This window comes from Halomonas sp. AOP13-D3-9, from assembly GCF_052379125.1.
GTDB lineage: Bacteria > Pseudomonadota > Gammaproteobacteria > Pseudomonadales > Halomonadaceae > Vreelandella.
Window position 1 is genome coordinate 96,820 of sequence record NZ_JBQSYH010000016.1, and the last position, 19,595, is coordinate 116,414.

Genomic DNA, 19,595 nt, shown 5'->3' on the forward strand with positions numbered 1-19,595 from the left:
TCGCTGCAAAATGTTAAGATAAGCCGCTATGAGCGCAGCAGCGCCGCCCAGCGCACCAGCCATGCTTCAAGCACTAACTGAGGATTGGGGTTGGCCCCCACCGCCAGCAAGCGCCGCTGCTCGCGGGCATAATCCAGCAGGCGAAACCAATCCTGCACTCGGCCATTTTTAACCGCCTGGCGATAGAGCGGCTCAAGATCGGGGTTATGTAACACCTCCGATTCACCGGATAAGCCCAGTCGAATCAGGTCTTCCAGCCAGGCGATACCGTACCACAAGATGGCATCAATCGCCTGGCGATCCAGGCGGGCCGCCTCTGAAACGGGCTCGGCACCGCGCACTAGCTGCTCAAAACTGTCGTGAATCTGGTGGCGCAATGCACGCTCTTCCGGGACGGCCAGCTCCACCGCAAGCAGCGGCAGACCGCCAGCCACCTGCCACCAGAAATAGGCTTCATCGGCGCTGCCCAACTGCTCGATTAACCAGCCGCGACACGCCTCATAAGCAACGCTTGGCAGCGACCACTGCTGGCAACGGGAACGGATCGTCGCCAGCATACGTGAAGGCACGTCTGAGAGCAGAATAAACAGCGTTTTATCGCCAGGCTCTTCTAGGCTTTTGAGTAGCGCATTGGCGGCGGCAACGTTCATTGCCTCGGCGGGAGAAATCACAATCACCCGGTAACCACCCTGCTGGGCCGTTTGCGAAACAAAGCGATTAACCTCGCGAATCGGGTCAATACGGATTTGGCGCTTACCCTCTTCCGGCGAAACACGCAGTAAGTCCGGGTGGTACCCCGATGCCAGCATGGCACAGCTATGGCAGTGGCCACAGGCCTGGTCGGCAGGCGAGGCGCATAGCGTCCGGGCAATTAACGCCTCTGCCAACTGCTGTTTACCCACGCCGTGAGCGCCGTGAATAAGTAGCGCATGGGGCATGCGTCCGCTATTGGCCAGGCGGGTTAACTGCTGCCACGTGGCCTGGTGCCACGGCATTACGCCGGTTAACGCCATGCCGCGACCCGTGTGAGCAGGGCTTGATGAATTTGCGTTTGTACTTCTTCTAGCGGGTGCTGGGCGTCGATCAACGCAAAGCGCTCCGGTGCTTCTTTTGCTCGTGCTAAATAGCCATCACGCACCGCCTGGAAGAACTCGGCCTGCTCCTGCTCAAAGCGATCACGCTGCTCATGGCGATCACGCAGGCGTGACTCTAAGCGCTGTTTTGCCGCCTCTTTGGGCATATCGAGCAGTAGGGTTAAGTCCGGCGAAAGCCCCTGCTGAACAAAGTTTTCCAGCACGGCGATACGCTCCTTTGCAATGCCCCGCCCACCGCCCTGATAGGCAAAGGTGGCATCAGTGAAACGATCACACACCACCCACGCCCCTCTGGCCAGGGCGGGCAGAATTTTTTCCGCTAAGTGCTGCGCGCGGGCGGCGAACATCAGCAACAGCTCAGCATCCACATGCAGCGGCTCTTGGGGGGCGGGATCCAGCAGCAGTGCGCGAATCGCTTCGCCACGGGCGGTGCCGCCCGGCTCGCGGGTGCGCACCACTTCCAGCCCTTGGGCTTCCAGACACTCGGCGACAAAGCCCACATTGGTGGACTTTCCGACACCTTCGCCGCCTTCCAGCGTAATGAAGCGTCCACGCTTACTCATCATGCTCCCTTAATGTGGTCATCAGTCATGGCTATTATCGGTTGCGGATATAGCGATTAACGGCATTATTATGCTCTCGCAGGGTACGCGAGAAGTGGTGCGTACCATCACCACGGGCAACGAAATAGAGTGTTTCTCCCGGCAACGGATTTACCGCCGCTTCTAATGAGGCCCGCCCCGGCATGGCGATCGGCGTGGGTGGTATCCCGTCAATCACGTAAGTGTTATACGCCGTAGCCTCGCGTATATCGGCACGGGTAATCCGCCCTTCGTAACGCTCGCCCATGCCATAAATAATCGTCGGGTCAGTTTGCAGGCGCATACCCTGCTCCATACGGCGTTTAAACACCCCGGCAATTTCGCGCCGCTCCTCAGGTGCACCGGTTTCCCGTTCAATCAGCGAGGCCATAATCAACGCCTCGTAGGGAGAATCAATGGTTAGGTCGTCCGCGCGCTCTTCCCATACCTCGGCCAGTATGCGCTCCATACGCGTAAGTGATTGGCGCAGAATATCGACATCGCTCATCCCCAGGTGGTAACGATAGGTATCGGGGAAGAACCAGCCTTCGGGAAAGGTGCCTTCGCGGTCGAGGAGCGTCATCACCTCTGCATCACTCAACTCAGCGGTACGATGCTCGAGTTTCGGCGCGGCATTGAGTAACTCGCGCATCTGCTGAAAGGACCAACCCTCAGGAATCGTCAGCGAGTAGGTAACCACCTTATTGCTGCCTAGCAGTGCCATCATTTCCAGACCGCTCATATCCGGCAATAGCTGGTACTCGCCGGTACGCAGCTGCGGCACACGTTCTGGCTCAACCCGTGCGAGCAAACGAAACGCCCAGGCATCTGCCAGCACGCCCTGATCTTCCAATTGCGCCACCACCTGATTAAAGCCCGCGCCAGACGGCACCTGGTAAAGCATTGGCTCATCAAGCGCTAGCGGTGCCTCTAATCGACTCTGCCAATAGAAATAACCGCCTACTGCAGCTGCAGCGCCGACCACCACTAACACCAATAAAGCGGTTAATAACCGTTTCACCATGACACCTCTAAGAAAATTACCGGGCGATATCCAAACAAACGATATCTAAACAAACATTGGTGTTTAAGCAACACCCAATAGCTGATGCGCCAAGCGTTGGAACGGGTCAGCCTGAAATAAGGGCCAGCGCTGCAACAGCGAGCCATCCGCTGCAAGTAGCGTAGTCACTGGCCATACCCCCTGGACAGAGTTTGCCACCCATAGCCGTTCGACATCCGCGAGTTGATGAAGCAAAAGCGAAGCTTGAGCAACGGCACCTTGTTCAAGCAGTGCAGCACGCAGCGTTCCCGCCACACCGCACTGGTCAAGCGGAGGTGTCAACACCTCCCCCGCCTGCTGCCAAAAAACATTCATACTGGTGGCTTCTACGACAAAACCTTCGCTATCGGCCAGCACCCCTTCAGCAATAGCGCTATCGCTCCACTCTTGGCGGGCCAGTACGTTTTCCAGTCGATTTAGGTGCTTGATACCCGCCAACCGAGGCTGACGGGCAAGCCGCAAATCACAAAGTCGCACTGTCACCCCTTGCTGCCAGCGCTCAACCGACGGTTGAAAAGGCGTTCGACGGCTGAGCAGTCGCGGTGCCACCTGCTCCGGCTGGGCATAGCCACGCCCGCCACTGCCGCGGGTCAGTATCAGCTTAAGCACTTCGAATTCAGCCGTGGAGGCGCCCTGCCAAGCGGCATCAAGTGCCTGCTGACAAGGTAGCGGTATTTCCAGACGATGACAGCCCTGCGCCAAACGGGCCATGTGATAGCGCCACAGCACGGGTGACCCCGCACGCAGCAGTACCGTCTCAAACAGACCGTCACCATACGCCAGCCCACGGTCATCAAACGGCACAGACTGTTCGCCAGATAGCGCGGGGGGCGACATAGCCAACTACACCTTCTTAAACAGCAGCGAACCGTTAGTGCCACCAAAGCCGAAGGAGTTCGATAGCGCCATATCAATAGGCATATCCCGCGCTGTATGCGGCACGTAATCCAGGTTGCAGCCTGCCTGGGGGTTATCCAGGTTAATCGTGGGTGGTGCCACCTGATCGCGTATTGCCAAAATACAAAATACTGCCTCTACAGCGCCTGCTGCCCCCAAAAGGTGGCCAATCATCGACTTGGTGGAGCTAACTGCCACGTTAGCAGCGGCATCGCCTAAGACGTCTTCAATAGCGCGGCTTTCCGCCAAATCTCCCGCAGCCGTCGATGTGCCATGCGCATTAATGTAATGCACTTTAGAAACATCTATCTGGGCATCTTTGATCGCATTGCGCATGGAGAGCGCTGCGCCACGCCCATCTTCCGGCGGCGAGGTCATGTGATAAGCATCATCGCTCATCCCAAAGCCCACCAGCTCGGCGTAGATATTGGCGCCCCGCGCTTTAGCATGCTCATACTCTTCAAGCACCAGCACACCGGCACCATCGGAGAGCACAAAGCCATCGCGATCAGTATCCCAGGGGCGGCTTGCCGCTTCCGGGTCATCATTGCGGGTAGAGAGTGCACGAGCAGCCGAAAAGCCACCCAGCCCTAGCGGCGTAGTGGCCATTTCAGCACCGCCACAGATCATCACGTCGGCATCGCCGTAGGCGATAGTGCGTGCACTATAGCCAATATTATGGGTACCCGTGGTGCAGGCAGTCGTAATGGCAATGTTCGGGCCTCTAAAGCCGTGCTGAATCGCCATATTGCCTGAGATCATATTAATGATAGAGCCCGGCACAAAGAACGGCGACACCTTACGGGCACCGCCTTTGTTCAGCGCGTTGTGATTGTGCTCAATCATGGGAAGGCCACCAATGCCTGAGCCGATAGCCACACCGATACGGTCGGCATTCTCCTCAGTACACTCGATGCCGGAATCTTCTACCGCCTGGGCGCCCGCCGCCATGCCGTACTGAATAAACAGATCCATCTTGCGGGCATCTTTAGGATTCAGATACGGGCTAATATCAAAGTTTTTAACCGATCCACCAAAGCGAGTGTTAAAGCCGCTGGTGTCAAAATGCTCTATGGGCGTAATACCGCTTTTACCGGCCACGATGTTGGCCCATGACTCATCAACGCTATTACCCACTGGGGTCACCAGGCCTAACCCAGTTACCACTACCCTTTTCCGTGCCATCAGCTTTCCTCCAGGCATCCATGGTGACGCGACCCTCTTGGGTCATTTGCTGCTTAAATTTGGTCAACAGTATAACGGAGATTGAACGTTATAAGCATTGTGGCAGCAAAGCAAAAAAGCCGCCCTGGAAAAGGACGGCTTTTAAGGCGGGTGGCTAGCACCCCACCCTGGTTCGATGCATCGACGCAGCCCTTACTGGTGGGCGTTCACGTAATCGATGGCTTCTTGAACCGTGGTGATCTTCTCAGCTTCTTCATCAGGAATTTCAGTATCGAATTCCTCTTCCAAAGCCATGACCAGCTCAACGGTGTCGAGCGAATCAGCACCCAAGTCTTCTGTAAAAGAAGAGCTGTTTTGGATGTCTTCTTCTTTAACGTTCAGGCGCTCTGCTACAACTTTCTTCACGCGCTCTTCAATAGTACTCATTAACGTACTCCAGTCGTTCACATTAGCCGTTTTTGATAACCAGCTATTTGGAAACCGCAAGCCAAAAGCTGCGGGGTAGTTTATAGACGCCCTTGGGCAGACGCAACCGCCAAGCCCAAGGCCATCAACGCATATTCATGCCGCCATTGACGTGAAGCGTCTCGCCAGTGATATAACCGGCTGCATCACTGGTCAAAAAGCCTACCGCGGCGGCGATCTCTTCCGGCGCCCCTAAGCGGGCCAACGGAATTTGCTTAAGCAACATCTCGTGCTGTGCTTCAGGCAGTGCCTCGGTCATGTCGGTGGCGATAAAGCCCGGCGCCACCGCATTAACCGTAATCGCACGTGAAGAGACCTCACGTGCCAGGGCGCGGCTAAAACCTTCCATACCGGCCTTAGCTGCAGCATAGTTAGTTTGGCCCAGGTTGCCCATGGTTGCCACAACAGAACTAATTGACACAATACGCCCAAAACGCGCCTTGGTCATACCGCGCAAACACGCCTTGCTCACACGATAGACCGATTTCAAGTTGGTATCCACAACGGAGTCCCACTCGTCCTCTTTCATGCGCATCAGCAAATTATCTCGGGTGATGCCGGCATTATTAACCAAAATAGTGGGCGCACCAAAGCGCTCAGTGATGGTTTTCAGCACACTATCGATGCTGGCCTGGTCGGTCACATTAAGACACAAACCGGCCCCTTCAATGCCGTGTTCTTTCAAATCGGCATCAATTTTTTCAGCACCTGACTCGCTGGTCGCGGTACCAATAACAGTACGGCCTTGGCGACCTAACTCGCGAGCAATGGCCTGTCCAATGCCGCGACTCGCCCCTGTCACCAGGGCAACTCTACTCTCTTGCGTCATAACGTTCTGCCTCTAACCATGTAATCAAGCCAGGATAGCGAAATAAAGCGAACCTTGGTCACGCCTTATCAGCCAAGGTTTCACGTGCCAGCTCAAGCGCCGCCTCCAGGCTGTCAGGATCATTTACCGCCAACCCTCTGCTACCTTTTACGATACGCTTATTGAGGCCAGTCAACACCTTTCCTGGCCCACACTCAATAAATACCTCCACGCCTTGACCCGCCATTGCTTCAACGCAGGCGCTCCAGCGTACCGGCTGATAGAGCTGTTCGATTAAGCGTGTACTGAGTGTTGCGGTATCGGCATGGGCCTGGGCATCGACATTCTGGATGACCGTATAGCGCGGCGCCCGCAGCTCAATGCTTTGCATCGCCGCTGCCAGGCGCTCGGCCGCAGGGCGCATTAGCGCACAGTGCGAGGGCACGGAAACCGGTAACGCCATGGCGCGCCTGGCACCGGCCTCTTGACAGGCAACGATGGCACGGTCAACGGCTACTTTAGAGCCCGCTATCACCACTTGCCCTGGGGAGTTGTAGTTGACCGCTGACACAACGTCGCCCTGGGCAGCCTTTTCACAGGCGGCTTCAACCGCATCGTCTGCCAGGCCCAAGATCGCCGCCATACCGCCTTCACCTGCAGGCACCGCCGTCTGCATGGCTTCTCCGCGTAGACGCACTAAGTTGACGCCCTCGGCAAAACTCATAACACCTGCGCATACCATAGCGCTGTATTCGCCTAGGCTATGGCCCGCCATAACCGTTGGCCGCGGCCCTTCCAACTCTTGCCACACGCGCCAAATAGCGACGCTTGCAGAGAGTAACGCGGGCTGGGTGCAGGCAGTTGCATTAAGCGACTCTTCGGGGCCTTCCTGGACGACTTTCCACAAATCGTAGCCCAAAGCATCCGACGCTTCCTCAAATGTCGTTCCCACCACACTATAGCGCTCGGCAAGCTCTCGCAGCATTCCAAGCTGCTGAGAGCCTTGCCCGGGAAAAATGAGGGCAAGGGGTTGAGACATGTCGTTCACCTTTGCTCTTGTAGGCATTTGCTCATATGAGCGATAGGCGAGATTATTGGCACATCCTGATGCCACCTATAAACCCGCAAAAAAATTAGCTATTTATTATCTTCATGGCTGACGTACGCCATCGCCTTCACTTGATGACGACTGCCAGCGGCCTGCGATCCGCGCAGGTAAATCATGTTCTACCTCTTGCAGGGCACGCCGGATAGCGTAGTAAAAACCATCGGCGTGAGTACTGCCGTGACTTTTTACCACGATGCCGCGCAACCCCAATAAACTGGCCCCGTTGTAGCGCACGGGGTCGAGCTCTTGCTTTAAGCGCTTTAACACAGGCTTGGCCAGTAGGCTTGCTAAACGTCCGCTTAGACGCGATTCAAATGCCATCTGCACACGTTCAACCAACATACTGGTCAAGCCTTCGCTCGCCTTGAGCACAGCATTGCCCACAAAGCCATCACACACCACCACATCCAACTGGCCTTTAAACAGATCGCCACCCTCAGCATAGCCCTGATAGTCGAAAGCACTCGCCTTGTTGGCATACTCGCGCAGCAGACCGTCAGCCTCACGCACGCTAAGACTCCCTTTGGTGGCTTCTGCGCCAACATTGAGTAGCGCCACACGGGGCACCGCGGTGCCATCGATACACTGCGCCATCGCCGCCCCCATCAGCGCAAAATCGACTAATCGATGAGCGGGGGAATCCACGTTGGCGCCCAAGTCCAGCAGATAACAGCGACGCCCTTGGCGTGCGGGAATCGCAGTACTGATCGCCGGTCGAGAAATCCCCTCAACCATGCCCAGCTCGCGCCTTGCCAAAGCAACAAGCGCCGCCGTATTGCCTGCGCTGACGCCGGCAACCGCTTCACCCTGAGCGACACACTGCAGCATATGCACCATGCTAGTGGCATGGCCTCTACGCAATGCCCAGGCAGCCGTTGCTCCGGGCGCCACGCTATCGGGTGCATCACGCGCCACCAAACGTGACGTTGCCGCAGCCAGAGGCTGCGGCAAGCGCGAAAGCTCAGCAAGAATCTGCTGACGCGGGCCAAACAGAATCAGCTCAAGGTCGGGGCATTCCACCACCGCCTTTGCGGAGCCTGCGATCATCGCACGAGGGCCTTGGTCACCCCCCATCACATCAATCGCTAAGCGCATACCGCACTGAGTCCGTTTAGCCGCTTAGTAACGCAATTGAGGTTTATACCTCAACCACTTTACGACCACGGTAGAAACCGTCTGGAGAAACGTGGTGACGCAGGTGAGTGGTACCGGTTTCTTTGTCCTGGGACAGCGTCGGAGCGGTCAGCGCATCGTGGCTGCGACGCATGCCGCGCTTGGAACGAGTTTTACGGTTCTGTTGAACTGCCATGGGTGTTTACTCCAAGGTATTTAAGGTAAAGGGTGCTTATTTTTTGCCTTTCAAGACATTGAGCACCGCGAAAGGGTTCGTCGCTGGCGTTGTTTCCGACGCCGCGCCTTCTGTTTTGCTGACCAGCTGCTCCGCCGAGACATGACATTCGGCTTCATCGTGATAGACCACCTGGGGCAGGCTGAGAATTAACTCATCTTCCACCACCGTCAGGAGATCCAGCTGTTCCTTTTCCACCAGCACCGGTTCATGACTAGCAGGCAACTCGGCCGCTAAGGCTTCGTCAGTGACCATTCCAAGCAAAAAGTCACTGCTAACCTCTTGAGGCAGCGGCACCAGGCAGCGTCGGCAGGCAAGCGCCAACGTCGCTTGCAAGTGGCCACGAATTTCACGACGACCTTGAGCGTCGACGCCAAACTCAAGCACGACTTGACAGTCGCCGGTTTGGACACCCGCTTCTTCGGCAAGACGTGGCAGCTTATCAAGCGCTACCAAGCCTTCGATTCGTTCGTGGCGGGCTGCGAGCTTATAAGGCTCCACCCGACTGGGGAGTTGTGAGGTCAACATAGGCGCGCAATGATAGGCACTCCCCCTGCTGGTGTCAAAGCTGTCGGTATATTTCTTCATGCCTACCTCAGTAAATAACCCACATAAGCGACAATAAACAGCCAACATAGGCACCTGTGTTGGCTTTCGCTACACTCTACTGCTTTAGATTTCGATGCGTGTAACCCCGTGGCCAGGAGCTATTTGTGACGTCCTCATTACCAACAGAGCCATCAAGCAACCAGCTACCAACGGTAGAACTGGTACTTGCTTCAAGCTCACGCTCGCGGCGCGAGCTGCTGAACCGCCTGCAACTCCCCTATCAGTGTCTCTCACCAGATATTGATGAAACGCCCCAGCGTGGCGAAACACCCCAGGCATTAGTGCACCGGCTAGCGCTAAGCAAAGCCAACGCCGTTGCGCAGCATTTCCCTCACCACCTCATTATAGGCTCTGATCAGGTGGCGGTATTTGAAGGCGACATTCTGGGCAAACCCCATAGCGCCGAAAAAGCCTGCGCCAACCTTGCTCGCTTCTCTGGTCAGCGTGTCACCTTTCTGACCGGCTTAGCGCTACTGGATACCCGCCACCAGCGCCATCAGGTTCATGTAGAGCCTTTTGAAGTGGTCTTTCGCCCCTTGAGCAACCAAGAGATCGAAAACTATGTCGCTAAAGAGCAGCCTTTAGACAGCGCTGGCAGCTTTCGCATGGAAGGCCTCGGCATTGCGCTGCTTGAAAAACTGGAAGGCCGCGATCCCAACACGCTGATTGGTCTGCCGCTGATTGCGCTCTGCGAGATGTTGCGCCAAGCGGGCCTCGACCCGCTTGGCGCCGCCCACTAACCAGGAGGGACTATGCCAGCCTAGAAGCGCAGCGGGGTGTTGGGCGCACTAATACCCAACACCTCGGCGGCAACCTGGGTAAAACGCCGCGTAAAGCGCTCAAAGGGATCAAGGCTCGGCGTATAGTCTACCCAGTCGGTGTTACCGACCTGATCGCGAGACAGCTGCTCGAGGCTACCCAATTGATCGACTAAACCTAGCCCGATGCTCTGCTCGCCACTCCAGATCAGCCCTGAGAAAATCTCCGCACTATCGCTGAGCCTTTCGCCGCGACCGGCGCGCACATCATCGATAAACTGGCGATGGGTTTGGCTGAGCACACCTTGCCAAAATGCCTCTGCATCGTTATCCAGCGGCTGGAACGGATCTAAAAAGGCTTTATTCTCCCCGGCCGTGAGCACGCGGCGCTCAACACCAATACGCGCTATCGCCTCTTCAAAACCAAATCCTGCGTAGATAACACCAATTGAGCCCACCAAACTCACCGGTGAGGCAACAATCTCATCCGCCGCCGCCGCAATATAATAGGCTCCGCTGGCACCGATATCTTCAATCACCGCGATAATCGGCTTATCGCCCTGCTCGCGCAGGCGCATGATTTCTGCATAAATCCGCTGAGACTGCACGGGGCTACCGCCGGGACTATTAATGTGCAGCACCACGGCAGCCGCGCTTTCCGCCTCCCAGGCACGGTCTAACCCCCGGATAATACGCTCAGCGTTGGCCGGTGAATCGCTGGCGATTACTCCATTAACCTCAACAATGCCCAAGTGGCGCTGAGCGGGCGTTGCGACACTCGGCGAATCCCAGAACAGGCTATACAGCGCGGCAGACAGCGCCACCAGAACCACAGCGAGAAACATCAGGCGGAAAAACAGCTTCCAGCGGCGGGTACGTCGCTGCTCGGTTAACACACCGCCTACCCAGTGATCCATCATTTCTAGCTGGGCGAGTCGCTGGCGCTCGCGCAGGGTTTCAGCATCGTCGCCTGGCGCCCCATACGCCTGCTTAGCCCCTTTCCCGGGCGGGATCTCAGGCCCTTCAGTCCAGGGATCCTCATTTAGCTCACTGGACTGGCCACTATGATCAGCGTCGCTACGGCGGTAGCCGCTGGCCGGGCCATCATGCCCTTCATCTGAACCACCTGGGCGGGTTGGATCGTCACTCATAAAATATCCTTATAACCGGTCAAAAAGCTCGTCGACGCTATCGGCAATCCACTTTGGGCGGCTCAGCGCCAACCGCTCCGGCGCATGAACCCCGTATGTGACTCCCACTCGGTCCATACCGATTGCGCGGGCCATTTCAAGGTCGTACTCGGTATCGCCAACCATCACCGCCCGATCTACCGGCACCTCAAGCTCTGCCAACAGTTCAGACAGCATTTGCGGGTGCGGCTTAGAGCGGGTTTCATCCGCAGTGCGGCTGGCATGAAACCAGCCACCACTTCCCGTCTCAGCAAAAACGCGGTCTAGCCCGCGACGACTTTTACCTGTCGCAACCGCCAACCGCTGGTGTTCACGGCTGAGCAAACGGGCGACCTGCGCTTCTACCCCTGGGAAAAACATCATCGGTGTAGCATCCGCCGTCACAAAGTGGTGTGAATAGCGCTCACGAAGCCGCTCGGCCTGAGCAGGCAAAATGCCCGGGCAAAGCTGTGCAATCGCCTCTGGCAGCCCCAGGCCAATAATATCCTCCACTTCCGGCGCTGAAAGCTCGCCCCACTCGGCCTCCAGAGCAGCCGCCTGCATGCAGGACACGATGCGCGGCACGGAGTCCATCAAGGTGCCGTCCCAATCAAATATAATCAGCTCGTACTGCATGGCAACTCCTTGTTGCAGGGCACGCTTATAAGGTCATATCAGCGAAGGGCATTTTGCCGGGCGCGCTTAAGCGTCTCTTCCAAAGCGTCAGGCAGCGGCGCTTTAACGGTGACGGGGCGTCCGTTACCGGGCTCTGGAAAGGTCAACGCTCGGGCATGCAAAAACAGCCGCCCCAAGCCCAACTGCTTGGTGAGAAAACCGCTTTCGCGGGTAGCGTACTTGTCGTCACCTAACAGGGCATGCCCGGCATGGGCGGCATGAACGCGAATTTGATGGGTTCGCCCGGTGACCGGCTCAGCCTCTATCAGGGTTACTTTTTCGAAGGTTTCGACCACCGAAAAATGGGTACGCGACACTTTACCATTAGGGTCCACCCTGACCCGCCGCTCACCATTGCCCGCATCAAAGCGATCCAAACGGGCGCTCTCATAGGTTTTTCGGGCTGGCCAACGCCCACTCACCAAGGCTAGGTAGCGCTTATCCATACCGTGTTTTTTCAGCGACTCGTTAAGGGTCACCAGCGCATCGCGAGATTTGGCCAGCAGTAAACAGCCGGACGTATCGCGATCCAAGCGGTGAACCAGTTCCAGGAAACTCAGATCATCGCGCACCTGACGTAGCGCTTCTATTAACCCAATTTTAACCCCGCTGCCGCCATGTACGGCCAAACCAGAGGGCTTGTTAAGCACCATCCAGTCGGGGCCTTCCATAATAACGCTCCCTACCAACAGGTCGCGCAGATTATCACTGACTTCTTTCACCGCCTCGCGAGGTGCCAGACGCAGCGGCGGAACGCGGACTAAATCGCCCGCCTGTAAGCGGTAATCGACCTTTACGCGCTTTTTATTAACGCGCACTTCGCCTTTACGCACGATGCGATAGATAAGCGCACGTGGCGCCCCCTTAAGACGCGTCATGAGAAAATTATCAATTCGCTGCCCAGCCTGTTCCGGGGCGATATCCACCCACTGCACTTCACGCCCTTCGGACATTACCGCTTACTCCTGCTCTGCTGTGACGCTAAAAACGGCATTCTAACGTAGACCCAAGGGCATTGCGTCAATTGCTGGTCGTTGTCTTTACTGTTATATTCCAAGTTGTTCACCAGCTAAGCGCCGAAAGCTTCCTTGTCTAGCGCTAGTGACTAGCTGAATGATAGCTAATTGATTAAATTTGTTAGCAAAGAGCATCACCGCTGAGCTTGGTTAATGCGCCTGCCCGACTAACACGCAGGCCTGAACACAAAACGACACCAGTGTACGCATTGGCCGTTTTTCCAGTATTAAAAACTGATCTTAAAAATGCAGTAACTCTGCCGCCCGTTTTATGCCGGCAGATGAAAGTAAGCCTAGCCCTCAACGGCAGGCAGTAACTAAACAACGCCACGCCCTGAGCAGCCCCTCCTTATTCGTCACAAGGCGCTGACTGACTCCGGGCGAAAAGTTCAACGCTGTGCCGGTGGCCGGCGTTGGTGAATCGATGAATGCCAGGTGTTGGCGGTGTCAGCAGGGCCGGATGGACGTGACAGAGCCACCGGAACACGTCCTGCCTCCGCCACGTACTCAACGCCCTATTGGCCGGGTCGGCGATGACGCCCTCCCGGCTTGACGCGTCAGCATAGCAATGCGCCGAGCACAAGCACGCAGCACCCAGCGGTTCGCCTACGTCACCCCATAGGCCGTTCGCCGGTACGCAACGCTATGCGAGACACTATGAAACGGATGCTTATTAATGCGACCCAGCCCGAAGAGCTGCGTGTCGCTTTAGTTGATGGACAACGCCTTTACGATTTAGACATCGAATCCGGCGCAAGAGAACAGAAAAAAGCCAATATCTATCGCGGTAAAATCACCCGCGTAGAGCCGTCCCTGGAAGCCGCCTTTGTTGATTACGGTGCCGATCGGCATGGTTTTTTGCCCCTCAAAGAGATTTCCAAAGAGTACTTTGTCAAAGACGTCTCCGGGCGTCCAAGCATTAAAGAAGTGCTTAAAGAGGGTCAAGAGGTCATCGTTCAGGTCGATAAAGAGGAGCGTGGCAATAAAGGCGCCGCGCTAACCACCTTTGTTAGCCTGGCGGGCCGCTTTTTGGTGCTGATGCCCAACAATCCGCGGGCGGGCGGCATTTCACGCCGCATCGAAGGCGATGAGCGCAGCCAACTCAAAGACGCCATGGGCCAGCTCACCGTGCCTGATAAAATGGGCCTGATCGTGCGCACCGCGGGTATCGGTCGTAACCCGGAAGAGCTGCAATGGGACTTAGATTACCTGGTTCAGGTGTGGGAATCGATTACCACCGAGGCAGCCAAGCGCCCTGCCCCCTTCCTAATTTATCGTGAATCCAACGTCATCATTCGCGCCATGCGCGACTATCTACGCCAGGACATCGGCGAAGTATTGATCGACAGCCCGGAGATTCACGCCGAGGCGCTGGGCTTTATTCGTCAGGTCATGCCCTCGTATCAGCAGAAGATCAAACTCTACGCGGACGAAGTGCCGCTGTTCTCGCGCTTCCAGATTGAATCGCAAATCGAAACCGCCTATCAGCGCGAAGTGAAGCTACCTTCCGGTGGCTCGATTGTGATCGACCACACCGAGGCGCTGGTCTCCATCGATATCAACTCCGCCCGCGCCACCCGCGGCAGCGATATTGAAGAGACCGCCCTGCAGACCAACTCTGAAGCCGCCGATGAGATCGCCCGCCAGCTACGCCTGCGCGATATTGGCGGCCTGGTGGTGATCGACTTTATCGACATGGGGCCCGCGCGCAACCAGCGTGAAGTTGAAAACCGCATGCGCGATGCCCTCAAGCTGGATCGCGCACGGGTACAGATTGGGCGTATTTCACGCTTTGGTCTGATGGAAATGTCCCGTCAGCGTCTACGCCCCTCCCTAGGTGAGACCAGCGGCGTGGTTTGCCCGCGCTGTAATGGACAGGGCACCATTCGCGATGTGCGCTCGCTGTCGCTCTCCATCATGCGCCTGATTGAAGAAGAGGCCATGAAAGAGAATAGCGCACAGATTCGCGCCATTCTGCCGGTACCGGTGGCCACTTACCTGCTCAATGAAAAACGCAGCGTGCTGGCTGATCTTGAGTCGCGTCAGAATGTTCGCGTCGTACTGCTGCCCAATCCTGAAATGGATACGCCCCACTACGACGTACAACGCCTGCGCGACGACCATCTGGACGAAGATGACACTCAAAGCCTTTCGAGCTTTGAACTCTCGACCGATACCGAAGTGGGCAAAGAGCCGACGCCCAGCTTTGTGCCACCCGCCATGCGGGCAGAAGCAGCGGTTAAAAGCGTTACCCACAACGCGCCGGCACCCGCTTCGCTGCAAACCGAAGAGAAAGCGCCTGCGGCTGCCCCAGCTCCTGCGGCCCAACCAACACCGGCGACCAGCGAGCAACCCAGCGTTATTGGTCGCTTTATCCGCGGTTTCGCCAAACTGCTCGGCAGCGACGAAAACGCAACTGAAGCCACACCAGCGCCGAAGGCTGAAACCCCGGCGCCACGCAAGCCGAGCGAGCGTAAAACCACTCAGCGCAGCAGCGAGTCGCGGCAGAAGTCTTCACGCAGCGAGCGCGGCGATAGCAGCGCCAGAGCTGAGCAAAGAACTGAACAAAGAGCTGAGCAAAAGGCTGAACAAAAAGCCGACCAGAAAACTGAGCAGCGCAGCAGCACACCGCGCCCAGCCAATGACGACAATAGCGAAAAGCGCAGCGGCCCCAACCGTACTCGCAACCGCCGTCGTCATCCTCAGCAGGAGGATGCCAATGGTCAAGATTCGGCCAAGACGCCTCGTAAAGAGCCCCAGGCCGACAGCGCTTCCAAAGACAGTTCTGCCAACGAGAGCAACAGCGGCAAAAGTGCAGCGCAGAAAGAGTCGCGTCGCGATAGCGGTGATGACAAAAACCGCAACAACCAGCGCGATGAAGCGGCCAAACAAGCCGAAACCAATCAGGACGACGGCAAGCCGAAGCGTACCCGTAACAACCCGCGTAACCGCACACGCACCCAGGCGATTAATCCCCAAGCAGAAGCTGAGCAGTTAAAATTGCAGGCCCAAGCCCAGGATGAAGCGGTAGCAGCCACTCAAGAGCCGAAAGAAGCCCTTGCAACAACAGAAGAGGCTAAAGCAGCATCTAATGGAGCACCAAGCAAACCGGAAGCGGAAAAATCGGATGCCCATACCGCCCAGCCAGCAGTGGCAGCAGCCGATGCACCTGAGTCTAACGCCAAGGTTGAGCCTGAGACTAAGTTAGAACCTGAAACTAAGTTAGAACCTGAGACTAAGTTAGAACCTGAGGCTCAGCCAGAGCCTGAGCAAGCGGATGATGCAACCACCGCCGACCGGCCCGCGGCAGAAAATGCTAAAGCGCGCAAGTCGACGCACCAGCGTCGTCAGCCTAAAGCGGCTTCCCAAGCGGAACAGACCGACACCGATCAGCAGGAGGAAGCCGTTGCCAAGCCCAGCGAACCGGAGGCCATAGCGGCCAATGAGCAGGCAGCAACATCAGTGATGAGCTCAGCAGCAGCCGAAGCCAACGCTGAACCAACTGATGATGCTAAGCAAACGGCTGATGATAATCAGCCAACTGCTAGCCAACCGGTAGCACCGGAAGCCATCGAACCACCCGCGGCCAACGCTGTTGATCCAGCAGAAGCAATTGAAGAGGCCGCCTCCCCTGCCCCGTTAAATAGTGCTGGTTCAGATCAAAGCAGCAACGAGCGTCAGCCTGAAGCGTCAACCAACGCCCAGGAAACTGGCACTCCCAGTGCTGCTGAGAGTGTCGACGCTGAGCCCTCAACTGAAGAGGCATCCAGCAGCGAGCGGAAGCCAAGCGCGGAAGCAAAAAACGCTGAGCCACAGAACGTTGAAGAGAGCAGCATTGAAGAGAGTAGCGTTGAACTGAATAGTACTAAAGAGAGCAGCACTGAAAAGAAGAGCAGCAATCTAGAAGACCCTGCGGCTGAAGCTGAGCCTCAGCCCGCTCAGTCGGTCGCCAGCGAAGCACCTGATAAAGAGGAGTCTGTTAAAGAGGAGCCTGTTAAAGAAGAGCCTGCAGAAACGGTTAATGAAGACATGCCTAAACCGCGTCGTCGCACCCGGGCCCACAACGACCCGCGCGAGAAGCGTAAACAGGCGCAGCAAGACACCCTCTCCGAGTAAATCGGTCAGCGTGTTGCAACAGCAAAAAACCCCGCTTCGGCGGGGTTTTTTACGTTATCGGCACCGTTAGCACCCGTTAGTAATAAGCATTAGGGATTAACCAACCGCGGCTCAGGTTCTAAACGTAGCCCAAAGCGTGCTTCCACTTGGGCGGCGATATAGTCGGCTGTTTTCATCAGCCCCTGACGATCTCCGCCGCCAAAGTGCACCAGCACCAGCGCTTGATGCTGGTGCACCCCGAAGGCGCCATCGCGCATCCCTTTCAAGCCGCACTGATCGATTAACCAACCCGCCGCCAGCTTTGTTTGACCGCCCTCCTGGGGGAAGTGCGGCATGAACGGGTGTTCTTTCAGCAGCTGTGCTGCCCATTGATGGCTAACGAGTGGATTTTTGAAGAAACTTCCCGCGTTGGCCAGCACCTGAGGGTCGGGCAACTTCTCGCGCCGAATAGCGCATACCGCTTCGGCGACGGCAAGCGGCGTGGGAGTGAGAGAGTTCGCTAAGCGTGCAGCGAGATCGCCATAGCCGAGCCGGGGTGCTGGCGTACGTGACAAACGCAAAACCAACTGGGTGATCACCATACTACCCGCCAATTCACCTTTAAATAGGCTGTCACGGTAACCAAAAGCACACTGCTGAGAGTTCAACCAATCAACCTGCCCGGTGGCAAGTTCCATTACCTGTACCGCTTGCAGCGTATCGGCAAGCTCAACGCCGTAGGCACCAATGTTCTGCACCGGCGCGGCACCACAACTACCGGGTATCAGCGCCAGATTTTCAATGCCCCATAGGCCGCGTGCAGCTGTGGTCATCACCAGCGTATGCCAATTAACGCCAGCCCCCACGTGGGCCAATACATCCCCTGGACGCTGACTAAGCCAGTACTGCTGCAAAGCAGGACGCACCACCAACCCTGGTAACGTTTCGGGCAGCAGCACATTGCTACCGCCGCCCAGCAGCGTGACCGGCCAGCCCTTACGGCAAGCCTCCACTAGCGTTTGGCGTAAGGCTGTTAATGTCGTTGGCGCTGCGAAGCGCTCTGCTTGGCAGGGGAGCCGAAGCGTATTCGCCGCGGACAGATCGACATTGCTGAAAATAGTCATCTATTTAGCCACACCATCAGCCCCATTAAAGCCCACGCTTGAGGTGTTGAATCAACCCATCTGATGCGGCCTCAATCATATTCAGCACGTTCTCAAACCCCTCATCACCGCCATAGTAAGGATCTGGAACTTCGGCACCCGCGGAACCGGCAAAATCCAAAAAAAGCCCCACATGCGCCTGGCTATTGGCGGGCTTCAGCTCGCGCATGGCGCGTAAATTGTCCTGATCCATACCCAGCACGTAATCGAATTCACGGAAATCCTGCTCGCTTAGCTTGCGGGCCCGCAGGTCACTTAAATCGATACCGCGCAGTCGCGCTGCCTGCTGGGCGCGGGCGTCCGGCGCTTTGCCTAAATGCCAACTGCCGACGCCGCAGGAGTCAATTTTAACCTGCCCGGCCAACCCCGCTTGTTCAACAGCACGACGAAAAACACCCTCCGCGGTGGGTGAGCGGCAAATATTGCCTAAACACACAAATAACACTTTCACAGTAGCGCTCCTTTACAACTTATTAGCGTCACTCGTCATTAACCACAGGCTATGTTAACAGCGCGCTATATCAGCAGCGCCCGAACCCGCGCTATGCCAGCAGCGCCCGAACTCGCGCTATGTCAACAGCGCCCGTACCCGCGCAAGATCCTCAGCCGTATCGACCCCAGCAGGATTAACTTCGCAGGCCAATGCCACCTGAATCACGTGGCCGTTCTGCAGCGCACGCAGCTGTTCGAGCTGTTCAAGCTGCTCAAGGCTTGAAGCGGGCCAGTCCCGGTAGGCGGCTAGAAAACCAGCCCGGTAGGCATACAGGCCGATATGACGCAGCCATGCATCGGTTGCCAGCATAGTGGGCGGCGCTTTGAACTGTTCACGATCCCAGGGAATGGGTGCCCGGGAAAAATACAGCGCGCGACCCTGAAGCGTACGCACCACCTTAACCACATTGGGATTAAACAGCGTGTCCACATCATTGATAGGCTCGGCGAGCGTGGCTATCGATGCCTCAGGGTCGTCGGCCAAACGCAGCGCCACCTGGTCAATCAGCGCGGGGGGAATTAACGGCTCGTCGCCCTGCACATTGACCAGCAGCGCATCATCCGCCAACGCTAAGCTAGCAGCCACCTCGGCTAAACGGTCGGTGCCCGATGGGTGATCGTCACGGGTCATGATCACCTCAGCACCATAAGGCAGCATGGCATCGCGAATGCGGCTATCGTCTGTCGCCACGACCACTCGGGTGGCGTGGCTCTGGCAGGCGCGACGCCATACGTGGGCAATCATTGGCTCCCCGGCAATCTCAAGCAGCGGCTTGCCGGGTAACCGGGTAGAGCCATAGCGCGCGGGTACGACAACCGTATATTCAGGAAAAGCCATTAAGCGCCTCCTGAATGTCCTGGAGAGCGTCCTGAAGAACTGGGTAACTTTTCATCGGCATCCATTGTGCGGGCCTCTTCAGGCAACATCACTGGAATCCCCTCTTGAATGGGATAGGCGAGTCCATCGTAGTGGCAGCGCAGCTCTTGAGCGTCGCGGTCATATTTCAGCTTGCCGTTACACAATGGGCAGACCAGCATTGCCAGCAGTTCCTTATCCATGCGCATATCT

20 protein-coding genes are annotated in these 19,595 nt (G+C 56.8%); 2 read left to right on the forward strand and 18 right to left on the reverse strand.

Features of this window, described 5'->3' with window-relative positions:
* Positions 1 to 26: 26 nt before the first annotated feature.
* The 11 genes from ACT3UM_RS17710 to ACT3UM_RS17760 form a co-directional block, all read right to left on the reverse strand.
* Positions 27 to 1,013 carry a DNA polymerase III subunit delta' gene (locus tag ACT3UM_RS17710; protein ID WP_498900966.1) on the reverse strand — a complete coding sequence of 329 codons (987 nt, stop codon included), beginning with the start codon at positions 1,011 to 1,013 and terminating at the stop codon, positions 27 to 29.
* Complete coding sequence (gene tmk, locus ACT3UM_RS17715; RefSeq protein ID WP_172821677.1) at positions 1,004 to 1,657, reverse strand: dTMP kinase; 654 nt, start codon at positions 1,655 to 1,657, stop codon at positions 1,004 to 1,006. Before tmk ends, ACT3UM_RS17710 begins: the two co-directional genes overlap by 10 nt.
* A 34-nt stretch (positions 1,658 to 1,691) precedes the next feature.
* Positions 1,692 to 2,699, reverse strand: coding sequence for an endolytic transglycosylase MltG (mltG, locus tag ACT3UM_RS17720; protein WP_498900969.1), 1,008 nt, complete (start codon positions 2,697 to 2,699; stop codon positions 1,692 to 1,694).
* Positions 2,700 to 2,762: 63 nt separating this feature from the next.
* Positions 2,763 to 3,575, reverse strand: a complete 813-nt coding sequence (pabC, locus tag ACT3UM_RS17725) for an aminodeoxychorismate lyase (RefSeq protein WP_498900971.1) — start codon at positions 3,573 to 3,575, stop codon at positions 2,763 to 2,765.
* Positions 3,576 to 3,581: 6 nt separating this feature from the next.
* Complete coding sequence (gene fabF / locus ACT3UM_RS17730; protein ID WP_498900973.1) at positions 3,582 to 4,820, reverse strand: beta-ketoacyl-ACP synthase II; 1,239 nt, start codon at positions 4,818 to 4,820, stop codon at positions 3,582 to 3,584.
* 192 nt (positions 4,821 to 5,012) lie between these two features.
* Complete coding sequence (gene acpP, locus ACT3UM_RS17735; protein ID WP_008956801.1) at positions 5,013 to 5,246, reverse strand: acyl carrier protein; 234 nt, start codon at positions 5,244 to 5,246, stop codon at positions 5,013 to 5,015.
* 124 nt (positions 5,247 to 5,370) lie between these two features.
* On the reverse strand, positions 5,371 to 6,114 hold the full coding sequence (gene fabG / locus ACT3UM_RS17740; RefSeq protein WP_035578530.1) for a 3-oxoacyl-ACP reductase FabG: 744 nt from the start codon (positions 6,112 to 6,114) through the stop codon (positions 5,371 to 5,373).
* Between the two features lie 58 nt (positions 6,115 to 6,172).
* On the reverse strand, positions 6,173 to 7,132 hold the full coding sequence (gene fabD / locus ACT3UM_RS17745; protein ID WP_144814858.1) for an ACP S-malonyltransferase: 960 nt from the start codon (positions 7,130 to 7,132) through the stop codon (positions 6,173 to 6,175).
* 111 nt (positions 7,133 to 7,243) lie between these two features.
* A complete protein-coding gene (gene plsX / locus ACT3UM_RS17750) occupies positions 7,244 to 8,296 on the reverse strand; it encodes a phosphate acyltransferase PlsX (protein WP_498900975.1) in 1,053 nt (350 codons plus the stop codon).
* A 43-nt stretch (positions 8,297 to 8,339) separates the two neighbouring features.
* A complete protein-coding gene (rpmF, locus tag ACT3UM_RS17755) occupies positions 8,340 to 8,510 on the reverse strand; it encodes a 50S ribosomal protein L32 (RefSeq protein WP_007114757.1) in 171 nt (56 codons plus the stop codon).
* 36 nt (positions 8,511 to 8,546) lie between these two features.
* Entirely contained in the window at positions 8,547 to 9,077 is a 531-nt protein-coding gene (locus tag ACT3UM_RS17760) for a YceD family protein (protein WP_035578521.1), read from the reverse strand.
* A gap of 185 nt (positions 9,078 to 9,262) precedes the next feature.
* On the opposite strand from ACT3UM_RS17760, the gene ACT3UM_RS17765 reads away from it, so the two are divergent.
* Positions 9,263 to 9,898, forward strand: coding sequence for a Maf family protein (locus ACT3UM_RS17765; RefSeq protein ID WP_498900977.1), 636 nt, complete (start codon positions 9,263 to 9,265; stop codon positions 9,896 to 9,898).
* A gap of 20 nt (positions 9,899 to 9,918) precedes the next feature.
* On the opposite strand, the gene sppA is transcribed toward ACT3UM_RS17765, so the two are convergent.
* From sppA to ACT3UM_RS17780, 3 genes are read right to left on the reverse strand one after another with little or no spacing between them, the layout of a single operon-like run.
* Positions 9,919 to 11,067, reverse strand: coding sequence for a signal peptide peptidase SppA (sppA, locus tag ACT3UM_RS17770; protein WP_498900979.1), 1,149 nt, complete (start codon positions 11,065 to 11,067; stop codon positions 9,919 to 9,921).
* 9 nt (positions 11,068 to 11,076) lie between these two features.
* Positions 11,077 to 11,721 (reverse strand): HAD family hydrolase, encoded by a 645-nt coding sequence (locus ACT3UM_RS17775; protein WP_498900981.1) that lies wholly within the window; start codon positions 11,719 to 11,721, stop codon positions 11,077 to 11,079.
* Positions 11,722 to 11,759: 38 nt separating this feature from the next.
* Positions 11,760 to 12,713: an RluA family pseudouridine synthase gene (locus ACT3UM_RS17780; RefSeq protein WP_498900983.1), complete on the reverse strand. Its 954-nt coding sequence runs from the start codon at positions 12,711 to 12,713 to the stop codon at positions 11,760 to 11,762.
* Positions 12,714 to 13,433: 720 nt separating this feature from the next.
* Between ACT3UM_RS17780 and rne the strand changes: the two genes are divergently transcribed.
* Positions 13,434 to 16,892, forward strand: coding sequence for a ribonuclease E (gene rne / locus ACT3UM_RS17785; RefSeq protein ID WP_498900985.1), 3,459 nt, complete (start codon positions 13,434 to 13,436; stop codon positions 16,890 to 16,892).
* 89 nt (positions 16,893 to 16,981) lie between these two features.
* Here the strand turns inward: rne and murB are convergent, their stop codons facing one another.
* The 4 genes from murB to ACT3UM_RS17805 form a co-directional block, all read right to left on the reverse strand.
* Entirely contained in the window at positions 16,982 to 17,995 is a 1,014-nt protein-coding gene (gene murB / locus ACT3UM_RS17790; RefSeq protein ID WP_498900987.1) for a UDP-N-acetylmuramate dehydrogenase, read from the reverse strand.
* Positions 17,996 to 18,020: 25 nt separating this feature from the next.
* Positions 18,021 to 18,485, reverse strand: a complete 465-nt coding sequence (locus ACT3UM_RS17795; protein ID WP_035578503.1) for a low molecular weight protein-tyrosine-phosphatase — start codon at positions 18,483 to 18,485, stop codon at positions 18,021 to 18,023.
* A gap of 117 nt (positions 18,486 to 18,602) precedes the next feature.
* The gene (gene kdsB, locus ACT3UM_RS17800; protein ID WP_498900989.1) at positions 18,603 to 19,364 is read right to left on the reverse strand and encodes a 3-deoxy-manno-octulosonate cytidylyltransferase; all 762 of its coding nucleotides are present in this window, start codon (positions 19,362 to 19,364) and stop codon (positions 18,603 to 18,605) included.
* Entirely contained in the window at positions 19,364 to 19,585 is a 222-nt protein-coding gene (locus ACT3UM_RS17805; RefSeq protein WP_035578497.1) for a Trm112 family protein, read from the reverse strand. Before ACT3UM_RS17805 ends, kdsB begins: the two co-directional genes overlap by 1 nt.
* Between the last annotated feature and the right edge of the window lie 10 nt (positions 19,586 to 19,595).